The sequence below is a fragment of the Gemmatimonadota bacterium genome (assembly GCA_041390125.1).
In the GTDB taxonomy this organism is placed as follows: domain Bacteria; phylum Gemmatimonadota; class Gemmatimonadetes; order Longimicrobiales; family Gaopeijiaceae; genus JAGQIF01.
The window spans coordinates 361,066-380,847 of the sequence record JAWKQN010000002.1; the positions used below are offsets into that span (position 1 = coordinate 361,066).

17 protein-coding genes are annotated in these 19,782 nt (G+C 71.1%); 9 read left to right on the forward strand and 8 right to left on the reverse strand.

Going from position 1 to position 19,782, the window contains the following annotated elements:
* Positions 1–66: 66 nt before the first annotated feature.
* The 5 genes from R3E98_01390 to R3E98_01410 all read left to right on the forward strand — a co-directional run bounded on the left by R3E98_01390 (position 67) and on the right by R3E98_01410 (position 6,964).
* Positions 67–1,320, forward strand: a complete 1,254-nt coding sequence (locus tag R3E98_01390) for a TolC family protein (GenBank protein MEZ4422036.1) — start codon at positions 67–69, stop codon at positions 1,318–1,320.
* Entirely contained in the window at positions 1,317–2,450 is a 1,134-nt protein-coding gene (locus tag R3E98_01395) for an efflux RND transporter periplasmic adaptor subunit (protein ID MEZ4422037.1), read from the forward strand. Before R3E98_01390 ends, R3E98_01395 begins: the two co-directional genes overlap by 4 nt.
* The gene (locus tag R3E98_01400; protein ID MEZ4422038.1) at positions 2,450–5,623 is read left to right on the forward strand and encodes a CusA/CzcA family heavy metal efflux RND transporter; all 3,174 of its coding nucleotides are present in this window, start codon (positions 2,450–2,452) and stop codon (positions 5,621–5,623) included. The genes R3E98_01395 and R3E98_01400 overlap by 1 nt, the downstream gene beginning before the upstream one ends.
* Before the next feature lie 91 nt (positions 5,624–5,714).
* Positions 5,715–6,452, forward strand: coding sequence for a cytochrome c biogenesis protein CcdA (locus R3E98_01405; protein MEZ4422039.1), 738 nt, complete (start codon positions 5,715–5,717; stop codon positions 6,450–6,452).
* Positions 6,449–6,964, forward strand: a complete 516-nt coding sequence (locus R3E98_01410; GenBank protein ID MEZ4422040.1) for a TlpA disulfide reductase family protein — start codon at positions 6,449–6,451, stop codon at positions 6,962–6,964. The genes R3E98_01405 and R3E98_01410 overlap by 4 nt, the downstream gene beginning before the upstream one ends.
* 88 nt (positions 6,965–7,052) lie before the next feature.
* Here R3E98_01410 and R3E98_01415 read toward each other — a convergent pair whose 3' ends face one another.
* The 3 genes from R3E98_01415 to R3E98_01425 form a co-directional block, all read right to left on the reverse strand.
* Positions 7,053–7,403 carry a redoxin domain-containing protein gene (locus R3E98_01415; protein ID MEZ4422041.1) on the reverse strand — a complete coding sequence of 117 codons (351 nt, stop codon included), beginning with the start codon at positions 7,401–7,403 and terminating at the stop codon, positions 7,053–7,055.
* A gap of 9 nt (positions 7,404–7,412) precedes the next feature.
* On the reverse strand, positions 7,413–7,649 hold the full coding sequence (locus R3E98_01420; GenBank protein MEZ4422042.1) for a hypothetical protein: 237 nt from the start codon (positions 7,647–7,649) through the stop codon (positions 7,413–7,415).
* A gap of 85 nt (positions 7,650–7,734) precedes the next feature.
* Positions 7,735–8,703 (reverse strand): diacylglycerol kinase family lipid kinase, encoded by a 969-nt coding sequence (locus tag R3E98_01425; protein ID MEZ4422043.1) that lies wholly within the window; start codon positions 8,701–8,703, stop codon positions 7,735–7,737.
* 97 nt (positions 8,704–8,800) lie between these two features.
* Between R3E98_01425 and R3E98_01430 the strand changes: the two genes are divergently transcribed.
* Positions 8,801–9,403 carry a sigma-70 family RNA polymerase sigma factor gene (locus tag R3E98_01430; GenBank protein MEZ4422044.1) on the forward strand — a complete coding sequence of 201 codons (603 nt, stop codon included), beginning with the start codon at positions 8,801–8,803 and terminating at the stop codon, positions 9,401–9,403.
* 122 nt (positions 9,404–9,525) lie between these two features.
* Positions 9,526–12,171, forward strand: a complete 2,646-nt coding sequence (locus R3E98_01435) for a zinc-dependent metalloprotease (GenBank protein MEZ4422045.1) — start codon at positions 9,526–9,528, stop codon at positions 12,169–12,171.
* Positions 12,172–12,232: 61 nt separating this feature from the next.
* On the opposite strand, the gene R3E98_01440 is transcribed toward R3E98_01435, so the two are convergent.
* Together R3E98_01440 and R3E98_01445 are read right to left on the reverse strand one after the other, a co-directional pair.
* Complete coding sequence (locus R3E98_01440) at positions 12,233–12,667, reverse strand: DCC1-like thiol-disulfide oxidoreductase family protein (protein ID MEZ4422046.1); 435 nt, start codon at positions 12,665–12,667, stop codon at positions 12,233–12,235.
* A gap of 43 nt (positions 12,668–12,710) precedes the next feature.
* The gene (locus tag R3E98_01445) at positions 12,711–13,520 is read right to left on the reverse strand and encodes an amidohydrolase family protein (protein ID MEZ4422047.1); all 810 of its coding nucleotides are present in this window, start codon (positions 13,518–13,520) and stop codon (positions 12,711–12,713) included.
* 117 nt (positions 13,521–13,637) lie between these two features.
* Between R3E98_01445 and R3E98_01450 the strand changes: the two genes are divergently transcribed.
* Positions 13,638–15,269 (forward strand): GNAT family N-acetyltransferase, encoded by a 1,632-nt coding sequence (locus R3E98_01450; GenBank protein MEZ4422048.1) that lies wholly within the window; start codon positions 13,638–13,640, stop codon positions 15,267–15,269.
* 93 nt (positions 15,270–15,362) lie between these two features.
* Here R3E98_01450 and R3E98_01455 read toward each other — a convergent pair whose 3' ends face one another.
* Entirely contained in the window at positions 15,363–16,673 is a 1,311-nt protein-coding gene (locus R3E98_01455) for an amino acid permease (protein ID MEZ4422049.1), read from the reverse strand.
* A gap of 12 nt (positions 16,674–16,685) precedes the next feature.
* Entirely contained in the window at positions 16,686–17,972 is a 1,287-nt protein-coding gene (locus R3E98_01460; protein MEZ4422050.1) for a dicarboxylate/amino acid:cation symporter, read from the reverse strand.
* Between the two features lie 445 nt (positions 17,973–18,417).
* Between R3E98_01460 and R3E98_01465 the strand changes: the two genes are divergently transcribed.
* Positions 18,418–18,921, forward strand: coding sequence for a hypothetical protein (locus R3E98_01465; GenBank protein MEZ4422051.1), 504 nt, complete (start codon positions 18,418–18,420; stop codon positions 18,919–18,921).
* Positions 18,922–18,973: 52 nt separating this feature from the next.
* Here the strand turns inward: R3E98_01465 and R3E98_01470 are convergent, their stop codons facing one another.
* On the reverse strand, positions 18,974–19,762 hold the full coding sequence (locus R3E98_01470) for an ion transporter (GenBank protein ID MEZ4422052.1): 789 nt from the start codon (positions 19,760–19,762) through the stop codon (positions 18,974–18,976).
* Between the last annotated feature and the right edge of the window lie 20 nt (positions 19,763–19,782).

The window sequence follows — 19,782 nt, forward strand, 5'->3', positions numbered from 1 at the left end:
GGGACGGTCCCGGTCGCCGAGCCGCGTCGCCCGGGAGATCCCCGACATCGGGAGGAGTGGTTCGCGATGGTCGTAGGCCTGGTCCTGTTGTTCCAGCTCGCTGCCTCCGCCGACACCGTGCGCCTGGACGCCCCCGCGGCGCTCGCGCGGGCGCTGGAGGCGTCGCCGGTCCTCTCGGCGGCCCGGTACCGGGCGGAGGCCGCCGAAGACCGCGCCGCCCAGGCCCGGGCCTGGGCCAATCCCCACGTCTCCGTCTCCGGAGAGAACGTCGGCCAGCAGCGGGCGTTCACCGGTACGACGGGCTGGCAGGGCATCGAGGGCCAGGCCGTGCTCACCACCGCGGTCCCGTTCGGGCCGGAACGGGCCGGCCGGATCCGGACCGCCCGAGCGGAGGGCTCCGCCGGCGCAGCGCTGGCGGACCAGGCGGACCTGGACGTGCGCGCAGGCATCCTGGCCTCCATCGGTGGCTACCTGACCGACCGGGCGCTGGCGACGAGCGCCCGGGAGGAGCGGGCCACGATGGACCGGATCGCGGACGCCCTCGCGCGCCAGGCGGACGCGGGACGCACCTCGCGAGGGGACGCCGCCCGCGCCGACCTGGCCCGGGGCATGGCCCGCACCGCCCTGGCCCGGCGCCAGGCACAGCTCGTTGCGCGGGCGGAGGAGCTGGCCCGGTTGCTCGGCCTCGACCCCGGGACCCCCGTGGCCGTGGAGGTCGGCCGGTGTCTCGCTCCGCCCGGTGCGGCGGGCGAAGGCGTCGCCGAGCCTCCTGCCGTCCGCCTCGCCCGCGCCCGGGTGGAGGCCGCGCGCGGCGGCGTGCAACTGGCGCGCGGGCTCCAGCTGCCGGACCTGGAGCCCCAGGTCGGCGTGCGCCGGACCGGGGGCGAGTCGGGGCTCTACCTGGGCCTGAGCACCGCGCTGCCGTTCTTCGATCGAGGCACGCGCCGCCTGGCGGCGGCCCGGGCCGACGAGGACGCGGCCCTCGCGGAGCTCCGGGCCGCGGAATCCATGCAGTCCGCGGCACTCGCGGCGACCCGTCAGCGGCTGACGCTCCTCGAGGATGCCGGGCGCGCCTTCGATGCCGCCTGGTTCGACCAGGCCGACCAGGCCGTGACGGCCGCCGAAGCCCGCTTCTCCGTAGGAGAGGGCACGCTGCTGGAACTCCTGGACAGCCGTCGGGCCCGCCTCCAGGCCCTCGACGACTACCACGCGTGGCAGTCCGAGTGGTGGGCCGCACGCGTCGACCTGGCCCGGCTCGAGGGCCGGGCGCCGGACGCGACGCTCCTGTGCACCGATCCCTTCCGCGAGACCTCACGATGACGACGATCCGGATCCCGCGTGCGCTCTCCGGCGCGCTGCTTCCCCTGTTCGCCCTGGCCTGCGGCGCCGGCGACCCCCCCGCCCCGCTCACCGAACCGGTCCCGGACGGAACCGTCCGGCTGAGCGACGCGCAGATGCGCGCCGCGGGGATCGTCACCGCCCTGCTCGAGGCGCGCACGGTGCGCCAGCCGGTGCGCGTCCCCGGCTCCGTGCAGAGCCCCGACACCGCCCAGGTGGCCGTAGGCTCCATCGTGGAGGGGCGCGTGACCGCCGTCCGCGTGCTGCCGGGGGACCGGGTGCGCACCGGTCAGCCGCTGGTGGAGATCCACTCCCACGAGCTGGCTTCGGCCGAGCGGGACCGCGCGGCCGCGCAGGCGGAGCTGGACTTCCACTCGAACGCGCTCGCCCGCTCCGAGCAGCTGCTCGCGGCCGGCGCGGTGGCGCTGGAGGAAGTGGAGCGCCGCCGGGCGGACTTCCTCGGCGCTCAGGCGGAGCTGGCGCGGGCCACCGAGATGGTGGAGCACCTGGCCCCGTCGACGGCGGGGAACGTGCAGGCGCTGGCACCCCGCGCGGGCGTGGTGTTCTCGGTGGACGTGCGCCCCGGTGAAGCCGTGCTCCCGGGCACTCCGCTGCTGGAGATGGGCTCCACCGACGTGCTCTGGGTCACGGCCTTCGTACCGGAGAACACGTCCAGCGCGCTCGCCGTGGGTGACGAGGTCGAGGTGCGGTTCCGCTCGCTGCCCGGCACGGTCGTCACGGCGCGTCTGGTGCGCCAGGGCGACTTCGTCGATCCGAGCAACCGCTCGGTGGAGATGCGCTTCGAGCTCGATTCGATCCCGGCGGGCGTGCGCCCCGGCAGCTTCGCCACGGTGGACGTGCTGGCGTCGGAGGCCTTCGAGGCCATCGAGCTGGACCAGTCCGCCGCCGTGCGCATGGACGACGAGGACGTGGTGTTCGTGGCGGAGGGACCCGGCGTCTACCGCGCCGTGGCGGTGACCGCAGTGCCGGTGCGCGAGGGACGGGTGGCGGTGCGCGGCGTCCCGGCCGGCGCCGAGATCGTCACGGAAGGCGCCTATTTCCTGAAGGCGGCGCTGGAGGTGGCGGCGGCGGGTGGCGAGGGAGGCGCGTGATGTTCACCCGGATCATCGACTTCTCGCTGCGCCAGCCGTTCTACATCCTCGGTGGCGTGCTCACCCTGGTGGCCGTGGGGCTCTACGCCTTCACCACGCTGCCGTTCGAGGCCTTCCCCGACCTCACCGCCAACTCCGTGTCGGTGATCGCCGACGCGCCGGGCAGCGCCCCGCAGGACGTCGAGCAGCTCGTCACGTATCCGATCGAACGGTCCCTGCTGGGACTGCCGAACACCGAGTCCGTGCGCTCCACGACCAAGTTCGGCGTGTCGATCACACAGGTGGTCTTCGCGGACGGGGTCGACCCCTACTTCGCCCGCCAGGTGGTGGCCGAGCGCCTCAACGATCTCGGCGGAGACCTGCCGGCCAACGTGAGCGTCACCATGGGCCCGGTGGCCACCGCCATGGGCGAGGTCTACCAGTACGTGCTGCGGTCCACGAACCCCGCCGTGGGCGCGCTCGACCTGAAGACCCTGCAGGACTATTCGATTGCGCCCCAGCTGCGCACCGTCGAAGGCGTGGCCGAGGTGAACTCCTGGGGCGGGCTCACCGAGCAGTACCATGTCATCGTGGAGCCGGGCCGCCTGATCCAGGCCGGCCTCACGCTCGCCGACGTCGAGACCGCCCTCGCCGAGAACAACCGCAACTTCGGGGGCACCTACACCGAGGCGCGCGGCGAGCGCTTCATCGTGCGCGGCATCGGGCGGCTCGGGGGGCCGGAGGACCTCGCCGACGTGGCCATCGCCACGCGCGCCGGCGTACCCATCCACGTGCATGATATCGGCACCGTTACGCGTGGAGCCCTTCCCCGCCAGGGAGCCGTCACCATGGACGGCGAGGGCGAGGTGGTGGCCGGCATGGTCATCATGCGCAAGGGCTCCAACGCGCTCCGCGTGCTGGAGCACGTACAGGAGCGCATCGATCAGATCGTGCCGACCCTGCCGGAAGGCGTGCATCTGGTCCCGTTCTACAACCAGGGCTCGCTGGTGGAGCAGACCACGCACACCATCGAGAAGAACCTGCTGCTGGGTGGGACCCTGGTCATCGTCCTGCTCTGGGGATTCCTGCGGAACATCGCCGCGTCGGTGCTCGTGGCGCTGGTCATCCCGCTGTCCATGCTCTGGGCGTTCGTGGCCATGCGCATCTTCGGGTTCTCGGCCAACCTCATGAGCCTGGGCGCGCTCGACTTCGGTCTGTTGGTCGACGCCTCCGTCGTCGTGGTCGAGAACGTCATGCGCAAAGGCACGGAGGAACCGCACGAGGACGCCGGCACGCGCATCCGCCACGCGGTCCTGGAGGTGGGGCGGCCCGTCCTCTACGGGATCGCGATCATCGTCGCGGTCTACATCCCCATCTTCGCGCTGCAGGGCACGGAAGGTCGGATGTTCCGGCCCATGGCCTTCACCGTCGTGGCCGCCCTGCTGGGCTCGCTCCTGCTGGCGATGACCTTCATTCCCGCCGCGGCCGGCTGGTTCCTCACCCATGCCCGCGAGGTACACACGCCCGGATTCGATCGTCTCCGCAACCGTTACCGTGCCTCGCTGGAGACGGCGCTGCCCCGGCCCCGCCTCGTGATGGGCACGGCCACCGGCCTCTTCGTGCTCGCCTTGTTCGGCGCCAGCCGCCTCGGCACCGAATTCATGCCCCGCCTGGACGAGGGCAGCGTGCTGGTGCAGGGGCTGCGCCTGCCGTCGACCGCGCTCGACCAGGGCACCCGCTTCTCCGGCGCGCTGGAGCGCGCCCTGACCGGCCTGCCGGAGGTGGAGGTGGCGGTCTCCAAGCTGGGCCGACCCGACCTCGCCACCGAAGCCATGGGCACCTACGAGTCGGACACGTACGTCATGCTCAAGGACCGCAGCGAGTGGCGGCGCGGCGGGAAGGATGCCTTGCTGGCGGCGATGGATTCGGCGCTGCTCGACATCCCCGGCCTGGAGTACGCCTTCACGCAGCCCATCCAGATGCGCCTGGATGAAGCCGAGACCGGCATCACCACGGACGTCGGCGTGAAGATCTTCGGCGACGACCCCGATCGGTTGGCCGCCCTCGCCGCCCGGGTGGAGTCGGAGCTCGCGCGGGTCGACGGAGCCGCGGACGTGAAGGTGACGGCGGCGTCGCGCGTGAAGGAGCTGCGCGTGGAGCTGGACCGCACGGCGCTGTCGCGCTACGGGCTGGGCGCGGACGACATCGGGCACCAGGTGGAGATGGCGCTCGGCTCCTCCGTGGCGACGCACATCGTGGACGGGCCCCGACGCATCGGGGTCGTGGTGCGCATTCCCGGTGGGAACACCGTGGATCCCGCCCTGATGGCGTCCCTGCCCGTCGCGAACGGCCCCTCCGGGCTGGTCACGCTGGGCAGCGTGGCCGACCTGACCGTCCAGGAGAGCCCCGAGGCGTTCGCGCACGAAGGGGGGCAGCGCATGGTGGTCGTCGGCGCCAACATCCGTGGTCGCGACGTGGGCTCCTTCGTGGAGGAGGCATCGACGTTGCTGGCTGCGCGCGTGCCGTTGCCTTCAGGCTACCGCTACGAGTGGGGTGGCCAGTACCAGCACCAGCAGACGGCCGTGCGGCGGCTGGCGCTGCTGCTCCCCATCGCCATCCTGGCCATCTACCTGCTGCTGTTCTCCAACTTCGGCACCATCCACCAGGCGCTGCTGATCATGCTCAACGTACCGTTCGCGGTCGTGGGCGGCATCGCGGCGCTGTGGCTCGCGGGCCTCAATCTGAGCACGTCCGCGCTGATCGGGTTCATCGCCGTGTTCGGCATCGCGGTGCTGAACGGCGTGGTGATGGTGAGCTACATCAACCAGCTCCGCGCGCGCGGGGAGACCATCCGCGAAGCGGTGCTGGACGGAGCGGCCACACGCCTTCGACCCGTGCTGATGACGGCGCTGGCGGCCAGCCTGGGGTTCGTGCCGATGGCGCTGTCCACGTCGCCGGGCGCCGAGCTGCAGCGCCCGCTCGCCACCGTGGTCATCGGCGGGCTCATGACCGCCACGTTCCTCACCCTGTTCGTGCTCCCCACCCTGTACCTGTGGGTGGAGATGTGGATGGAGACGAGCGCGCCCGCCTGGATGGCGAACGGCAAGCCGCGGCGGCGCGCGGCACGGGGCGGCCGGTCGGCCTCCGAGGAAGCGTCGGACCTGGACGCGCTCCCCGCGGGCGTGGGAGGCTGAGCGGCAGCCGGACGGACCCGCGCTTGCTTCCCCCGCGGGCCGTCAGGCCGCATACTCGGGGCCTGCTGGTCTCCGCCCACCCCGAGCCGCCATGCCGCTGGTCGTCGACCTCGTCCTCCAGATCGAACCGTCCGGCGGCCTCTCCGAGGCCCTGGCTGCGCGCCCGCTCGTGGCGCTGGCCACGATGTTCGGCGCGGGTCTCCTCACCAGCCTGACGCCCTGCGTCTACCCGATGGTCCCGATCACCGCCTCGGTGATCGCCGGCACCGCCCGGGAGGGACAGACCCGCGGCCGCACGGTGGCACTGACCCTCACCTACGCGCTGGGCCTCGCGCTCCTCTACGCGGTCCTGGGCGCCCTGGCCGGCGTGACCGGCACCTTGTTCGGGACGGTGAGCGCCAGCCCCTGGGCGCTGCTGGTCATCGGCAACCTGCTGCTGCTCTTCGCGCTGGCCATGCTGGACGTGCTGCCGGTCCCGGTGCCCCGCCGCCTGATGCAGTGGGCCGGCAGCCGGGAGGGCGGCTCCTTCCCCGCGGTCTTCCTCCTGGGCGCCACGTCCGGGGTGGTGGCGGCGCCCTGCGGGGCCCCCGCGTTCGCCGTGGTCCTCACCTGGGTGGCCGCCACCGGAGCCGGCCTGATGGGCTTCGTGTATCTCTTCGTGTTCTCGCTCGGGATGACCGCCGTCCTGGTGGTGGTCGGGATCTTCTCGGGAACCCTGGCGCTCCTCCCGCGTTCAGGAACATGGATGGTCTGGATCAAGCGCATCGCCGCCGTGCTGATGCTGATCATGGCCCAGTACTACTTCGTGAAGGCGGGGTACAACCTATGACGCGTCTCCCTGGCCTCCGCGCCACCCTGGTGGGTCTGTCCCTCCTGGTGGCCTCGCCGCTGGCCGCGGTCGCGCAGGGCGTGGGCCTGCCGCTCGGCACCCCCGCACCCGCGGTGACGCTCGAAGACCTGGACGGCAACGCGGTGGACCTCCAGCGGCTCGTGGCGGGGAAGCCGGCGCTGATCGAGTTCTGGGCCACCTGGTGTGAGCAGTGCGAGGCGCTCCAGCCCCAGATCGACCGCATCCAGGCCGCGCACGGGGAGCGGGTCGCGGTGGTGGCCGTGGCCGTGGCGGTGTCCCAATCGCTGCGGCGGGTCAAGCGCCATGTGGAGGAGCACGATCCGGGTTATCCCTTCCTGTGGGACGCCCGGGGCGCCGCGGTGCGGGCCTTCCAAGCGCCCACCACGTCGGTGGTGGTGATGCTGGACGCGACCGGGAATGTGGTCTACACGGGGTCGGGTGCGGACCAGGACCTGGAAGGCGCGGTGGCACGGGTGCTGGAGGAGGGCTGATGCACCACGGCCCGGCGGAGCGCCTGCTCCACCGGGCCGCTGTGTCTCGCGGAGCGCCCGGGAGCGCATCCGCCACGGAGCTCGTCGCCTACTGCTGCGGCTCCTCGGGCTCCGGGGTCACCGCGTCGATCATGGCCTGCAGCTCTTCATAGGCCTGGGGATCCACCTGCTGGAACTGCGGGATCACGCCCGCGATCCGTCCATCCGGACCCACCACGATCACCGTTCGGCTGTCGACCATGTTGTTGTCGCGGAGACCGCCGCCGAAGGCCGTGTAGGTGGCACCGTCGTTGGCTGCATCGCTCGCGAACAGGAAGGGGAAATCCTCGTCCTTCAGCCAGGAGGCCAGCTCCTCGACCGGGTCGTTGGAGATCCCCACGAGGACCACGTTGCGGCCCCCCTTGAACAGGCTTGCGTACTGATCACGGTACGCTCTCATTTGAACCGTTCAGCCACGCGTTCGAACTCGGAAGAAGAACGCCAGGACGACGGTCTCCCCGCGGTAGTCGCTCAATCGCACGGGATTCTCGAGCACGCCGTACCGGGTCGCACCCGGCAGCTCGAAGTCGGGTGCCATCTCGCCCACGGCGAGGAGCCCGCTTCCGGCCTGCTGCGCGGCGACTCCCGTCGCCGATCCCATGCCGAGCGTTCCCGCGAGGAGCAGGGTCGCGACGACTCGGCGCATCGACTCGCTCCTCCAGTGATGGGTGGACTCGGACTGCTCCAGCGAGGGCGGTACCCGGGAGGAGCCGCGGACGGTCCGTCGGGGCTCAGCCGGCCGGCCCCGCCTCCGCCGGCGCCCGCACCCGCCCGGCTCCAGCCAGCACGTCCAGTCGCAGGGCTCCGACGTCGGTGACCTCCCCGTCCACGGACACGGCCATGGGCGGATCGAGCTCCAGCTCCACCGAAGCCCCCCGCCCCGCCAGGATCAGCTCCGACTCGGGCTGCTCCCCCCGCAGGACGGCGGGAACGAGCGCCAGCAACCGGGGAAGCGGTGCGGCCCGCACCACCACCACGTCCAGCAGGCCGTCGTCCATGTGCGCCTCGGGCGCCACGGCCACGCCATGCCCCGCGAAGCGGCCGTTGGCCAGGACCAGCTGCACGATCTCGGTCGAGGGCACGGCCTCGCCGTCCACGCGCAGATCGAGGGTGTGCTCCGGCAGGTCGCCCAGGGCGTCCAGGGAACAGCGCAGGTACGCGAACCGGCCCCAGCGGTCCTTGATCTCGTCCGTGATGCAGCTCGTCACCTCGGCGCTGAAGCCGCCGGTGCAGGTGTTGAGCATCCATCGGACGCGGTCGTCCAGCTCCACGCGCACCAGGTCCACGGGCCGATCGATGCCCGCCAGGACGATGTCGAGCGCCTCGAGCGGATCCTCGGGGATGCCGAGGGAGCGGATGGTGTCGTTGCCGGTGCCGAAGGGCAGGATGCCCAGCGCCGTGCGGGAGAAGTCGGGCGCCAGACCCTGCACGATCTCCGAGATGGTGCCGTCCCCACCCACGGCCACGACCAGGTCCGCCCCCTCGGCGCGCGCCTCCACGGCCAGACGGGTGGCGTCGCCGGGCCCCTCCGTGGCCCGCACCTCCATCTGCGGATGCTGCATCACCCGCTCCTCCAGCTCGCTCCAGCTCTCGGCCGTCCCCGCACCGGGATTCCGGATCAGGACGATCCGCTCTGCCACCGCGCCCTCCTTGGGCTCCAGGATGAGGTGCGCGCCGCACCCGCTCGGACGGGCGTCCACGCCCTCCTGAGGACCATCCCTCCCGCGCAGAGGTTCCGTGCGTCGCCCGTCCGACCCACGCCTCGCGAGCCGCGCGGCCCCTCCGCATATTCGGCGCATGAGCGACCGCGACGGCGTCCCCCACCCCTCGCCCGACATCACGCGCCTCGTGCTCGCGTGGGGCCGGAGCGGGGACGACGCCGTGCTCGAGGACCTGATGCCCCTCGTATACGCGGACCTGCACGCACTGGCCCAGCGCTACCTCCAGCAGGAGCGCGCCGGACACACGCTGCAGGCGACGGCCCTCGTGAGCGAGCTCTACGTGCGCGTCGCCGGAGCGGATGTGGCCTGGGAGGGACGGACGCACTTCTTCGCGGTCGCGGCCCGCGCGATGCGACGGATCCTCGTGGACCATGCCCGGACACGCGCCCGTCAGAAGCGCGGCGGCGGGCAGGTGGGCGTCACCCTGCACGAGGACCTCGCGGCAGCGGAGCGGCCCGAGACCTTCCTGGAACTGGACGCGGCGCTGGAGCGGCTGGCCGCCCTGGATGAGCGCAAGGCCAAAGCCGTCGAGCTCCACTACTTCGGCGGCCTCGGGTACGAGGACATCGCTCGGGCGCTCGACATCTCGCCGGCCACGGTGCACCGCGACCTGCGCATGGCGCGGGCGTGGCTGTACCGCGAGATCCACGGAGCGGACCCGGCGGAGCCACCCGCGTAGCACGCCCTGTTCGGCTCGAATCCGCAGGCCCACCACCCTCGCCAGTCCCCCGCCCACGCCCTACCCTGGGGTGGGCGCGCCGGTCGGCGCGCCGCGTTCGCCTCGCTGCCGGAGACCCGCCCGTGGACTGCCGCGCCCACCGTCCGCTCCCGCTTCTCGTGACGCTCTTCGTCGCGCTGCTTCCCGCCCTGCTTCCCGGGCTCCTCCGGGCCCAGCAGCGGACGGGGGAGAGCGGCGCCCCGCCGTCGATCGAACAACGCACCGCCGGCATGCAGAAGCTGGACGGCTACTTCCCGTTGTACTGGGAGGAGTCCAGCGGTCGCCTCTGGCTGGAGATCGGTCGTTGGGATACCGACGTGCTCCACATGACGGGTCTGGCCGCGGGCCTCGGCTCCAACGACATCGGACTGGACCGGGGCCAGCTCGCCGGCTCTCGGGTGGTGCGCTTCCAGCGCGTGGGCCCCAAGGTGCTGATGGTGCAGCCCAACCTGGACTTCCGCGCCTCCAGCTCGGACGCCGCCGAGGTCCGCGCCGTGACGGACGCGTTCGCGCCGTCCACGCTGTGGGGATTCACGGTCGCGGCCGCGACCGGCGACCGCGTGCTGGTGGACGCCACCGACTTCCTGGTCCGCGACGTCAACAACACCTCGCAGCGGTTGCGTCCGGGCACCTACCGCCTGGATGCCTCACGCAGCGCGGTCTTCCGGCCGATGACCCTGAATTTCCCCGAGAACACCGAGATGGAGGTGAGCCTCACCTACGTCCAGCAGCCCGGCGGCGGGGGCGGGGGAGGCTTCGGGGGGGGCGGCGACGCGGATGGCTTCCAGGGCGTGGGCGACGTGGCGGCGTCCGCCGAGGCGGCCACGATCCGGGTTCATCATTCCCTGGTGCGTCTGCCGGAGCTCGGCAGCTACACCCCGCGGATCTACGATCCGCGCTCCGGGTTCGGCTCGGTTTCGTGGGAGGACTACTCGGCGCCCCTGGGTGAGCCCATGACCCAGCGCTTCATCCGTCGCCACCGCCTGGAGAAGCGCACACCGGGCGCGGCTGCGAGCGCGCCCGTCGAGCCCATCGTCTACTACTTGGATCCCGGAACGCCCGAGCCCATCCGGTCGGCGTTGCTGGAGGGTGGCCGCTGGTGGAACCAGGCGTTCGAGGCCGCAGGGTTCATCGACGGCTTCCGCATGGAGCTGCTGCCGGAGGGCGTGAGCACGCACGACATCCGCTACAACGTGGTCAACTGGGTGCATCGCTCCACGCGTGGCTGGAGCACGGGTGGGTCGGTCACCGATCCCCGCACCGGTGAGATCCTCAAGGGCGTGGTGACCCTGGGCTCGCTGCGCATCCGCCAGGACTACATGATCGCGGAGGGTCTGCTCGCCCCGTACACGAACGGCGACGAGACCCCGCCCGAGCTGGCCGAATGGGCCCTGGCCCGCATCCGGCAGCTCTCCGCGCACGAGATCGGCCACACCCTGGGGCTCGGGCACAACTACTACGACTCGGAGGCCGGGCGCATCTCCGTGATGGATTACCCGCACCCGCTGATCACGCTCGCCAACGGCCGGCTCGACCCCTCCCAGGTCTACGACACCGACATCGGCGAGTGGGACAAGGTGGCCATCACGTATGGCTACGCGGAGTTCGGGCCCGGAACGGACGAACAAGCCCGGTTGCGGAGCATCCTGGACGAAGCGATGGCCCAGGATGTCCTCTACATGACCAACCAGGACACCGAAGCGCACGGGCGTGTGGACCAGTGGTCCAACGGCACCGACGGCGCAGCCGAGCTGGAGCGCATGATGGACGTGCGCCGCTTCGCGCTGGATCGCTTCGGCGAGCGCGCGCTTCCCGGCGGGCGTCCGCTGGCCCAGCTGGAGGAAGTGTTGGTCCCGCTGTATCTGCACCACCGCTATCAGGTGGAGGCCGCGGCGTCCATGCTGGGGGGGCTGCACTACGGCTACGCGATGCGCGGCGACGGGCGCGATCCGGTGGCGTGGGTGGACGGACGCCAGCAACGCGCCGCGCTGGCGGCGTTGCTGCGGACGATCCGGCCCGGGGAGCTGGCGCTGCCGCGCCCGGTGCTCGAGCGCATCCCGCCGCGGCCGCCGGGCTATGGGCGCACCCGCGAGCTGTTCCCACGCTGGACGGGCTCGGCCTTCGACGCGCTCTCGCCCGCGGCGGTGGCTGCGGACCACACGATCGCGCAGATGCTCGATCCCGAGCGCGCCGCGCGGCTGGTGGAGCAGAGCGTGGTCGACCCCTCGCTCCCCTCGCTGGGTGAGGTGATCGCCGCGCTGGTCGGCGCGACGGACGGAGGTGGCGCCGCGTCTCCCTACGAGGCGGAGATCCAACGCACCGTCCAGCGCGTGCTCGCGGAGCGGCTGATGGCGCTGGCCGAGGGGGCGCCCATGCCGCAGGTGCGGGCCGAGGCCTCGGCGCAGCTGGAGCGCATGCAGCACCGGATGGAGCGCGCCACGGAGACGCTGGCGGAGGGGGAGGGCAACGCGATCGACGCCGACGCAGCCCACCGACGCCTGCTGGCGCGGGACATCGAGCGCGTGCTGGACCGGCCGGCCGAACCATGGGCCCTGCCGCGGCCGGCGGAGGCGCCGCCCGGCGCGCCGATCGGGGACCCCGCGCTCGATTGGCTGGGGACCGGCGGCGGCGGCTGGTGGGAGCGCCTGGGGCCGAGCGGCCTCCGACCGGGGATGGGCTGGCTGCAGCAGGTGGCGCCCGCCTGCACGCTGGAGGAGGTTTTTCCCTAGGCCCGGGCGCGGGAGGGCAGGAAGCCGAGGACGGCGCGCGCGGGCGCCGTCCTCGGAGGGCTCAGTCCAGGAAGCGTCCCGCGTGCGCGGGGTCGGGACGCGCGCAGGCGTCCGGGGGCGCGAACCAGCGGTGGCGGTTCCGCGCCACGAGGTCGTAGACGCCGTCCCGCAGGGCCGTCGGTACCGCCCGCAGCACGGAGGCCAGGCGCCAGGGCCCTCCGAGGTGCCCTGCGAGGCGGAGCGCGCCGTCGCTCTTGACCCAGATCCGCTCGGCTCCATCGCCGGAGGCCGGCTCGACCAGGACCAGCGAGTCGACCTCCGCCAGCCCGGGATGACGGGCGCGGACCTCGGCCGCGAACTGCCCCGCCAGCGGCGCGAAGCGGACCCGCCCCCTGCGGTCGCGCGCCAGCGTGAAGCGCACGGTCCGATCGCAGAAGCCGCAGTCGCCGTCGTACAGCAACACGGGGCCGCCGGGCCCGGGGCGGGTCTGTCTCATGGTGCAGTCGAGTACCCGCCGGCGCGCCGGGGATCCCGGCGGATCAGTCCGGGACCGGGATGCGGAACAGGCGCGCGGCCGTCCGCCAGCGCACGCACTCGAGCGCCTCGTCGGAGAGCTCCAGGGTATCGAGGAACTTCACGTAGGGCCCCATCCCCACGAGAGGCCAATCGCTTCCGTACATGAGCTGTTTCCCGGGATCGCCCATGTACAGGATCATGTCCTTCACCCGCTGCACCAGGTAGCGCTCGAACTCGTAGGTGAAGTCGCCCAGGGTGAGGCCCGAGATATCGGCGTAGACGTTGTCGTTCTTGTAGAGCACCTCGGCCGTGTCCTGGAACCAGGGATTGCCCAGGTGGCAGATCACGAACTTGACGTCGGGGTAGTCGACGGCGACGTCGTCCACGAGCAGCGGGTGGGCCTGGCGCACCTTGGCGTCCCGCGCGTACGTGTCGCCACAGTGGATCATGACCGGCACGTCGTACTTGCCGGCCAGACGGAACACGGATTCGAGCGACGGGTCGTTGATGGCGTACTTGTCGTAGCCCGGGTAGAGCTTGATGCCCTTCACCGTCCCGGCCCGGATCCTCTCCTCCATGTGGAAGAGGTCGGTTCGCTGGTCGCTGCGCCACTGCAGCCCCTCCACCACCGTGGAGCGCGGGTCGGCGGCCAGCGCCTCCAGCACCTCTTCCACGCTGGGCCGGTCCACGTTGGTCTTGTAGGACGTCAGGACGACGGCGTGGTCGACGCCGTGCTCCTCCATCGTCTTGAAGAGGTGGACGACGTTCTCGTGCGTCGGGCGCCCGCTGCCCTCGGCGTAGTTGTTCAGATGGACGTGGCAATCGATGAGCATGGAAGGCCGCGGTGAGGGGTCGGGAGGGGACGTCCCAGACTAATCCAGACCCGCCGACCGGACCAGCCGCGGCTCCGCCGCTAGATTCGTTCAGTTTCCCCGAGCCTGTGAGACCGCATGACCATCCGAGCCTCCGGCCCCGACGCTCCCACCACGCCCGGGGAGGACCCGCCCGCCCGCGCCGAGCCGCCCACGGGCGGCCTCCGTCTCGAGGACTTCGAGCGCAAGATCCAGGTACGGCCGCTGACCCTCGACGACTTCGACGCGCTCATCGCGATGCAGAAGCGCTGCTTTCCCGGCATGCAGAACTGGGGTCGGGAATCGATCGCCAGCCAGCTCCGCACCTTCCCGGAAGGCCAGCTCTGCATCGAGTATCAGGGCCGGCTGGTAGCCTCCGCATCGTCGCTGATCGTCGACTTCGACATGTACGAGGAGTGGCACGACTGGCGGCGGATCTCCGACGGCGGGCTGATCCGCAACCACGACCCGGAAGGCGACACGCTCTACGGCATCGAGATCATGGTGGATCCGGACTTCCGCGGCATGCGCCTGGCCCGCCGGCTCTACGACGCGCGCAAGGAGCTGGCCCGGCGGCTCAACCTGGCTCGCATCATCATCGGCGGACGGATCCCCGGCTACGGGGCCGTCGCGGATCGGATGAGCGCCCGGGAGTACGCGGACCAGGTCACCCGTCGTGGTCTCTATGATCCGGTGCTGACGACGCAGGTCGCCAACGGGTTCGTGATCAAGGCGCTGATCCCGGACTACTTCCCGTCGGACACGGACTCCCGTGGCTATGCCACGCATCTGGAGTGGACCAACCTCGACCATGTGCCCGAAAGCCAGACGCGTCTGCAACGCGTCTCCCTGGTGCGCATCGGCACCGTGCAGTACCAGATGCGCCACATCGACCACTGGGACGAGTTCTGCATGCAGGCGGAGTACTTCCTGGACACGGCCTCGGAGAACCAGTGCGATTTCCTGCTGTTCCCGGAGCTGTTCACCACCCAGCTGCTGTCCCTGGGCGCGGAGGGCCGCCCGGCCGACGCGGCCCGGCGGCTGGCTCTACGGACCCCGGAGTATCTCGAGTTCTTCTCGCGGATGGCCATCAAGTACAACATGAACGTGGTGGCCGGCTCCCAGTTCACCGTGGAGGACGAGCGTCTCTACAACGTCGCCTACCTCTTCCGCCGCAACGGCACCATCGAGAAGCAGTACAAGACCCACATCACCCCCTCCGAGCGCCGCTGGTGGGGCGTCGAGCCGGGACGTGGCTTCCACGTCTTCGACACGGACCGGGGTCGGGTCGCCATCCTCATCTGCTACGACGTCGAGTTCCCCGAGGCGGCCCGTATCGTGGCCAGTCAGGGCGCGCAGGTGATCTTCGTGCCCTTCAACACGGACGATCGAGCGGGCTACCTGCGGGTCCGCTACTGCGCCCAGGCGCGCGCGGTCGAGAACGACGTGTACGTGGTGTTGTCGGGCTGCACGGGCAACCTGCCGTTCGTGCCCAACGCGGACGTGCACTACGCCCAGAGTGGCATCTACACGCCGCTGGACTTCTCCTTCGCGCGGGATGGCATCGCGGGCGAATGCACGCCCAACATCGAGACGCTCGTGATCCACGACGTGGACCTGGAGGCGCTGCGCCGGCACCGCCATACCGGGACGGTCCAGCCCTGGAAGGACCGCCGCTCGGACCTGTACGGGGTGGTGTGGCAGGACCAGGAGACCGAGCGGCGGTTCTGAGGGGGCCTCCGGCCGGGGTGCCCCACCACGGGCGCCCGGGTGGGCACCCCGCAGGAGACCGGCCCGCCGCGGTGCTGACCCCGAGCGGGGAGCTCAGCCCCGCCGGCGCCAGATCAGATAGGCCGGAGCACCGATCAGGACGACGCCGATGCCGATGACGGCCTGCCGGGGCTGCTCCAGGAGGGTGTTCAGCACCAGCGCGGCGGCCGACAGGACGAACAGGGCCGGTGTGACCGGATACCCGGGGACGCGGAACGGCCGCGGCTCGTCCCGGCGCGTGCGGCGGAAGACGAAGATGCTCGCCGCGCCCAGCCCGTAGAAGATCCAGCCGACGAACACCACGTAGGTGAGCAGCTGTTCGAAGGTGCCGGTCGCGGCCAGGACCATCGCCCAGGCCGTGCTGGCCACGATGGCGAAGGCGGGGGTCCCGTAGCGCGGATGCACCTCCGCGAGCTTGCGGAAGAACACCCCGTCGCGCGCCATGGTGAAGTACACGCGCGGAACGGTGATCACCGTGGTGTGGGCCGCGCTGTACATCGAGACGATGATGACCAACGCGATGAGCTGACCCGCGCCGTTGCCCATCAGCGCCGCCACGGCCTCGCCCGCCACGCGGTCCGACGCGGCGACCCGCTCCGGCCCCAGGGCCGCCAGGTAGGCCACGTTGGCCACGAGGTAGAGGACGATCAGGAAGCCCGTGCCGAGCGCGATCGCCCGCGGGAACGACCGCTGGGGGTCCACCGCCTCTCCGGCGGAGAACGTGACGTACTGCCACCCTTCATACGCCCACAGGACGGAGATCATGGCCACGCCCAAGGCCGCCACGGTCGAGCCCGATCCCGCTCCGGCGCCTGCGAGCGGCGCGAACGCGCCGCCCAGGTCCCCGAGCGCGATCAACGCGACGCTCATGAGGATGATGGCGCCCGCCTTGATGAAGGTGGCCACGTTCTGGACGTCGGTGCTTTCCCGCGTCCCCCGCACGTTGATGACGGCCATGATGCCCAGGAGCACGATGCCGATCACCCGCCGTTGCAGCGGGCCGAGCGGCGCGAACTGGGCCATGTAGTTGGATGCGGCCACGGCGAGCGTGGCGATGGTGCCGGAGCCGATCACGAAGAACAGCGTCCATCCATAGATGAACGCCGGGAACGGGCCGAACGCGTCCCGGATGTAGGCGTAGAGCCCACCGGAGCCCCGGTCCATGGCCCCCAGCTCGCCGTAGGTCAGCGCGCCGAACAGCGACAGCACCCCGCCGACCAGCCACACGCCCATCGCGGCGGAGACGGACCCCGACTGGGCCAGCACCACGCTCGGGACCAGGAAGATCCCGGACCCGATCACGTTGCCCACGACGAGCAGCGTGAGGTCCCGGGTCCCGAGTGAGCGCTCCAGCTGCGTGGCCATGCCGTCCTCCCGTTATGCGGCGATCTTCGGTACGGTCTCGAGGCGCGCGGCCCCTTTCGCCTCCGAGCGGGCCACGAAGACCGCTGCGGAGAGGTCGCCCGCAACGTTCACCGTGGTCCGGCACATGTCCAGGATGCGGTCGACGCCGAGGATGATGGCGATGCCTTCGGCCGGGACGCCGACGGTGGCCAGCACCATCATGATCAGGGGCAGCGAGCCACCCGGGACGCCGGCCGCACCCACCGCCGTGATGACCGACAGCAGAACCACGACGATCTGCTGCCCCAGGGTCAGGTCCACGCCGAACACCTGCGCCAGGAAGAGCACGGTCACGCCCTCGTAGAGGGACGTCCCGTTCATGTTCATGGTGGCGCCGAGCGGCAGCACGAAGCCCGCCACCGTGGGCGGCACGCCCATCTCCTGCTCGGCCGTGGCGATGTTGGTGGGCAGCGTGGCGTTGCTGGAGCTGGTGGAGAAGGCGGTGATGACCGAGGCGCGGGCCTTCTTCCAGAAGACGAGCGGACTCATGCCGCCGAGGAAACGCACGAGCAGGGAGATGGAGACGGCGGCGTGCAGGAAGAGGCCGCCCACGACCACCACGACGTACATGCTGAGCTGCTGGAGCAACTGCCACCCGAAGCGCGAGGTCACGACGAAGATCAGCCCGAAGACACCGTAGGGCGCGAGCTTCATGGCGATGTCGATGATGCGGATGACGACCTCGCCGAGCGCGTCGATGACCTTGATCATCGGCTCGGCCTTCTCCTTGGGGATCAGCATCAGGGCGATGCCGAACATCAGGGAGAAGAAGATCACGCCGAGCATCTCCATGTTGGCGGCGGCCTGGATGGGATTGCGCGGCACCATGTTCACGAAGGTCTGGATCCCGAACCCCGTGGGCCCGCCGGCCTGCATCCCCTCCGCCTGGCTCCGGTAGCTCGCGAAGAGCTGGTCGCGGGTGGCCTCGTCGATCCCTCCGCCCGGCTGCAGCACGTTGACCAGCGTGAGCCCGATCACCACGGCGATGGCCGTGGAGGTGAGGAAGTACAGCAGCGTCTTCCCTCCGAGCCGCCCCACCTTCCCCACGTCTCCGATGCCGGCCACGCCCAGCGCGATGGACGCGAACACCAGCGGGATGACCGTCATGAGCAGCATGCGCAGGAACACCTGACCCACCGGATTCGCGACATTGTCTGCGATCCAGCGCACCCACTCCGCCCCGGGCGCGAAGGCGTTGGCTGCACCACCCGCCACCGCTCCAGCCACCAGCCCGATCACGATCTTCGTGTGCAGCTTCATCCGGCCTCTCCCGGCATGCGGACATACGAAACGCCGGTCCGGCCACCCGCAGGGCGGGCGCCGGAGCCGGCGGCCGGAAAGAGTCGCGGCCGGGGGCCGGGTCCACAAGGGTCGAAGCCGGAGGGCCTCGGGGATGGCTCCCAGCCGCGGAGCGGGACCCCCACGCGGCGGGGAGTCCCGACCCGGACGGCGCCGGCGGGCGAGTCCCTGCACCGCCCACCGGCGGGTTCCAGCCCACTTCGACACGGTGTCCGGAATCGGGACCGGCAACCCGCAGCACCGGCGCTCCATCGAACGAGAACATCCCTTCGACCTGCGCGGGCGAAACCCGCCGGACCCGCAGCCGTAGGGACGTCACGTGGGCAGCGTCGCCCACCATCCGGATTCGGTCGAAACGGAACGGCGCCTGGCGCCACGACGCACTGGGATGAGGAGGAGGTGGAGGATGGGAACCAAGCTGTGGACTCGTGGAATCGGCGTGCTCGCGCTCGCGGTCGCGCTTCCGACTGGATCGTTGCAGGGACAGGACACGTCGCTCGCGCACGCGGCCCGCATCGAGGCCGAAGCGGAGTCGATGCTCGGGCATATGAAGGAGTGGAAGAGCGCGGCGGAGCTCCTGCGACAGGCCGCCGCGCTTCGACCTGAAGGAGATCCGGCAGCCGTCAAGAATCTCCTGCAGGCTGCGAAGCTGACCTACTACGGCGGGGACGAGGACGGGGCGCTGCGTGAGTTCGAGCGCATCGGCGAGCGGGCCCTGAACGAAGGGGACGTGTTGACGGCGGCCAACGTCTTCGCCGACGCCGCCTGGATCGCCTCGGACCGGAACCAGCCGGGCAAGGCCCTCGAGCTGGCGGCGCGGGTGGAGCGACTGGCGTTCTCCCCGCTTCTCAACGACGCGCAGCGCACACAACTGCGCGATCGCTTCCAAGGAAGCACGATCGGCAACTGACACGGAGAGGGGCCGTGGTCCGGCGGCCCCTGCATCCGGACCGCGCGGGCGCTCAGGCGCCCGCGCGGTCGCCTTCGGTCAGCCGGTTCCCGCACCGCTTGCAGAAGTGGGCGTCGGAGTCCGCCGGAGTGCCGCAGACGGGACACGGCGGCCGCTCCGTGGCACGCGAGGCATAGGCCAGCTCCACGGAGACGATGCCCGTGGGAACCGCCAGGATGGCGTACCCCATGATCATCAGGGCCGCCGCCAGGATCTGGCCCGCGGGTGTCTGGGGTGAGATGTCCCCGTACCCGACCGTGGTCAGCGTGACGATGGCCCAGTATACGGACGTCGGGATGCTCGTGAAGCCGTGGGCGGGGCCTTCGAGCAGATACATCACGGCCCCCACGATCACCACCATCGACAGCACCACGATCAGGAAGACGGTGATCTTGTAGCGGCTGGCCCGCAGCGCCCGGCCCAGGGTCCCCGCCTCGCCCACGTACTGCACCAGCTTGAGCACCCGGAAGACGCGGACGACGCGCAGGATCCGGATGACGATCAGGTACTGTCCACCCGGCAGCACGAGGGACAGGTAGGTGGGCAGGATCGACAGCAGGTCCACGATCCCGAGGAACGACAGCGCGTAGGTCGATGCGCGGTGCACCGACAGGAGCCGCAGGACGTACTCGATGGTGAAGAGGATCGTGAAGATCCACTCGGCGATCCGGAACACCCGGTGCCAGTCGCTGGCCACCCACTGCACGGTGTCCAGCATCACGACGGCCACGGAAACCAGGATGGCCACGATCAGGAGCACGTCGAACGCGCGACCCGCCCGGGTGTCGTGTTCGAAGATCACCTGGTAGGTCCGCTGCCTCC

Excerpts from the sequence above, each read along its gene's own strand:
- R3E98_01390 (MEZ4422036.1), top strand. The coding sequence starts at position 67 with ATGGTCGTAGGCCTGGTCCTGTTGTTCCAGCTCGCTGCCTCCGCCGAC.
- R3E98_01395 (MEZ4422037.1), top strand. The coding sequence starts at position 1,317 with ATGACGACGATCCGGATCCCGCGTGCGCTCTCCGGCGCGCTGCTTCCC.
- R3E98_01400 (MEZ4422038.1), top strand. The coding sequence starts at position 2,450 with ATGTTCACCCGGATCATCGACTTCTCGCTGCGCCAGCCGTTCTACATC.
- R3E98_01405 (MEZ4422039.1), top strand. The coding sequence starts at position 5,715 with ATGCCGCTGGTCGTCGACCTCGTCCTCCAGATCGAACCGTCCGGCGGC.
- R3E98_01410 (MEZ4422040.1), top strand. The coding sequence starts at position 6,449 with ATGACGCGTCTCCCTGGCCTCCGCGCCACCCTGGTGGGTCTGTCCCTC.
- R3E98_01415 (MEZ4422041.1), bottom strand. The coding sequence starts at position 7,403 with ATGAGAGCGTACCGTGATCAGTACGCAAGCCTGTTCAAGGGGGGCCGC.
- R3E98_01420 (MEZ4422042.1), bottom strand. The coding sequence starts at position 7,649 with ATGCGCCGAGTCGTCGCGACCCTGCTCCTCGCGGGAACGCTCGGCATG.
- R3E98_01430 (MEZ4422044.1), top strand. The coding sequence starts at position 8,801 with ATGAGCGACCGCGACGGCGTCCCCCACCCCTCGCCCGACATCACGCGC.
- R3E98_01440 (MEZ4422046.1), bottom strand. The coding sequence starts at position 12,667 with ATGAGACAGACCCGCCCCGGGCCCGGCGGCCCCGTGTTGCTGTACGAC.
- R3E98_01445 (MEZ4422047.1), bottom strand. The coding sequence starts at position 13,520 with ATGCTCATCGATTGCCACGTCCATCTGAACAACTACGCCGAGGGCAGC.
- R3E98_01450 (MEZ4422048.1), top strand. The coding sequence starts at position 13,638 with ATGACCATCCGAGCCTCCGGCCCCGACGCTCCCACCACGCCCGGGGAG.
- R3E98_01455 (MEZ4422049.1), bottom strand. The coding sequence starts at position 16,673 with ATGGCCACGCAGCTGGAGCGCTCACTCGGGACCCGGGACCTCACGCTG.
- R3E98_01460 (MEZ4422050.1), bottom strand. The coding sequence starts at position 17,972 with ATGAAGCTGCACACGAAGATCGTGATCGGGCTGGTGGCTGGAGCGGTG.
- R3E98_01465 (MEZ4422051.1), top strand. The coding sequence starts at position 18,418 with ATGGGAACCAAGCTGTGGACTCGTGGAATCGGCGTGCTCGCGCTCGCG.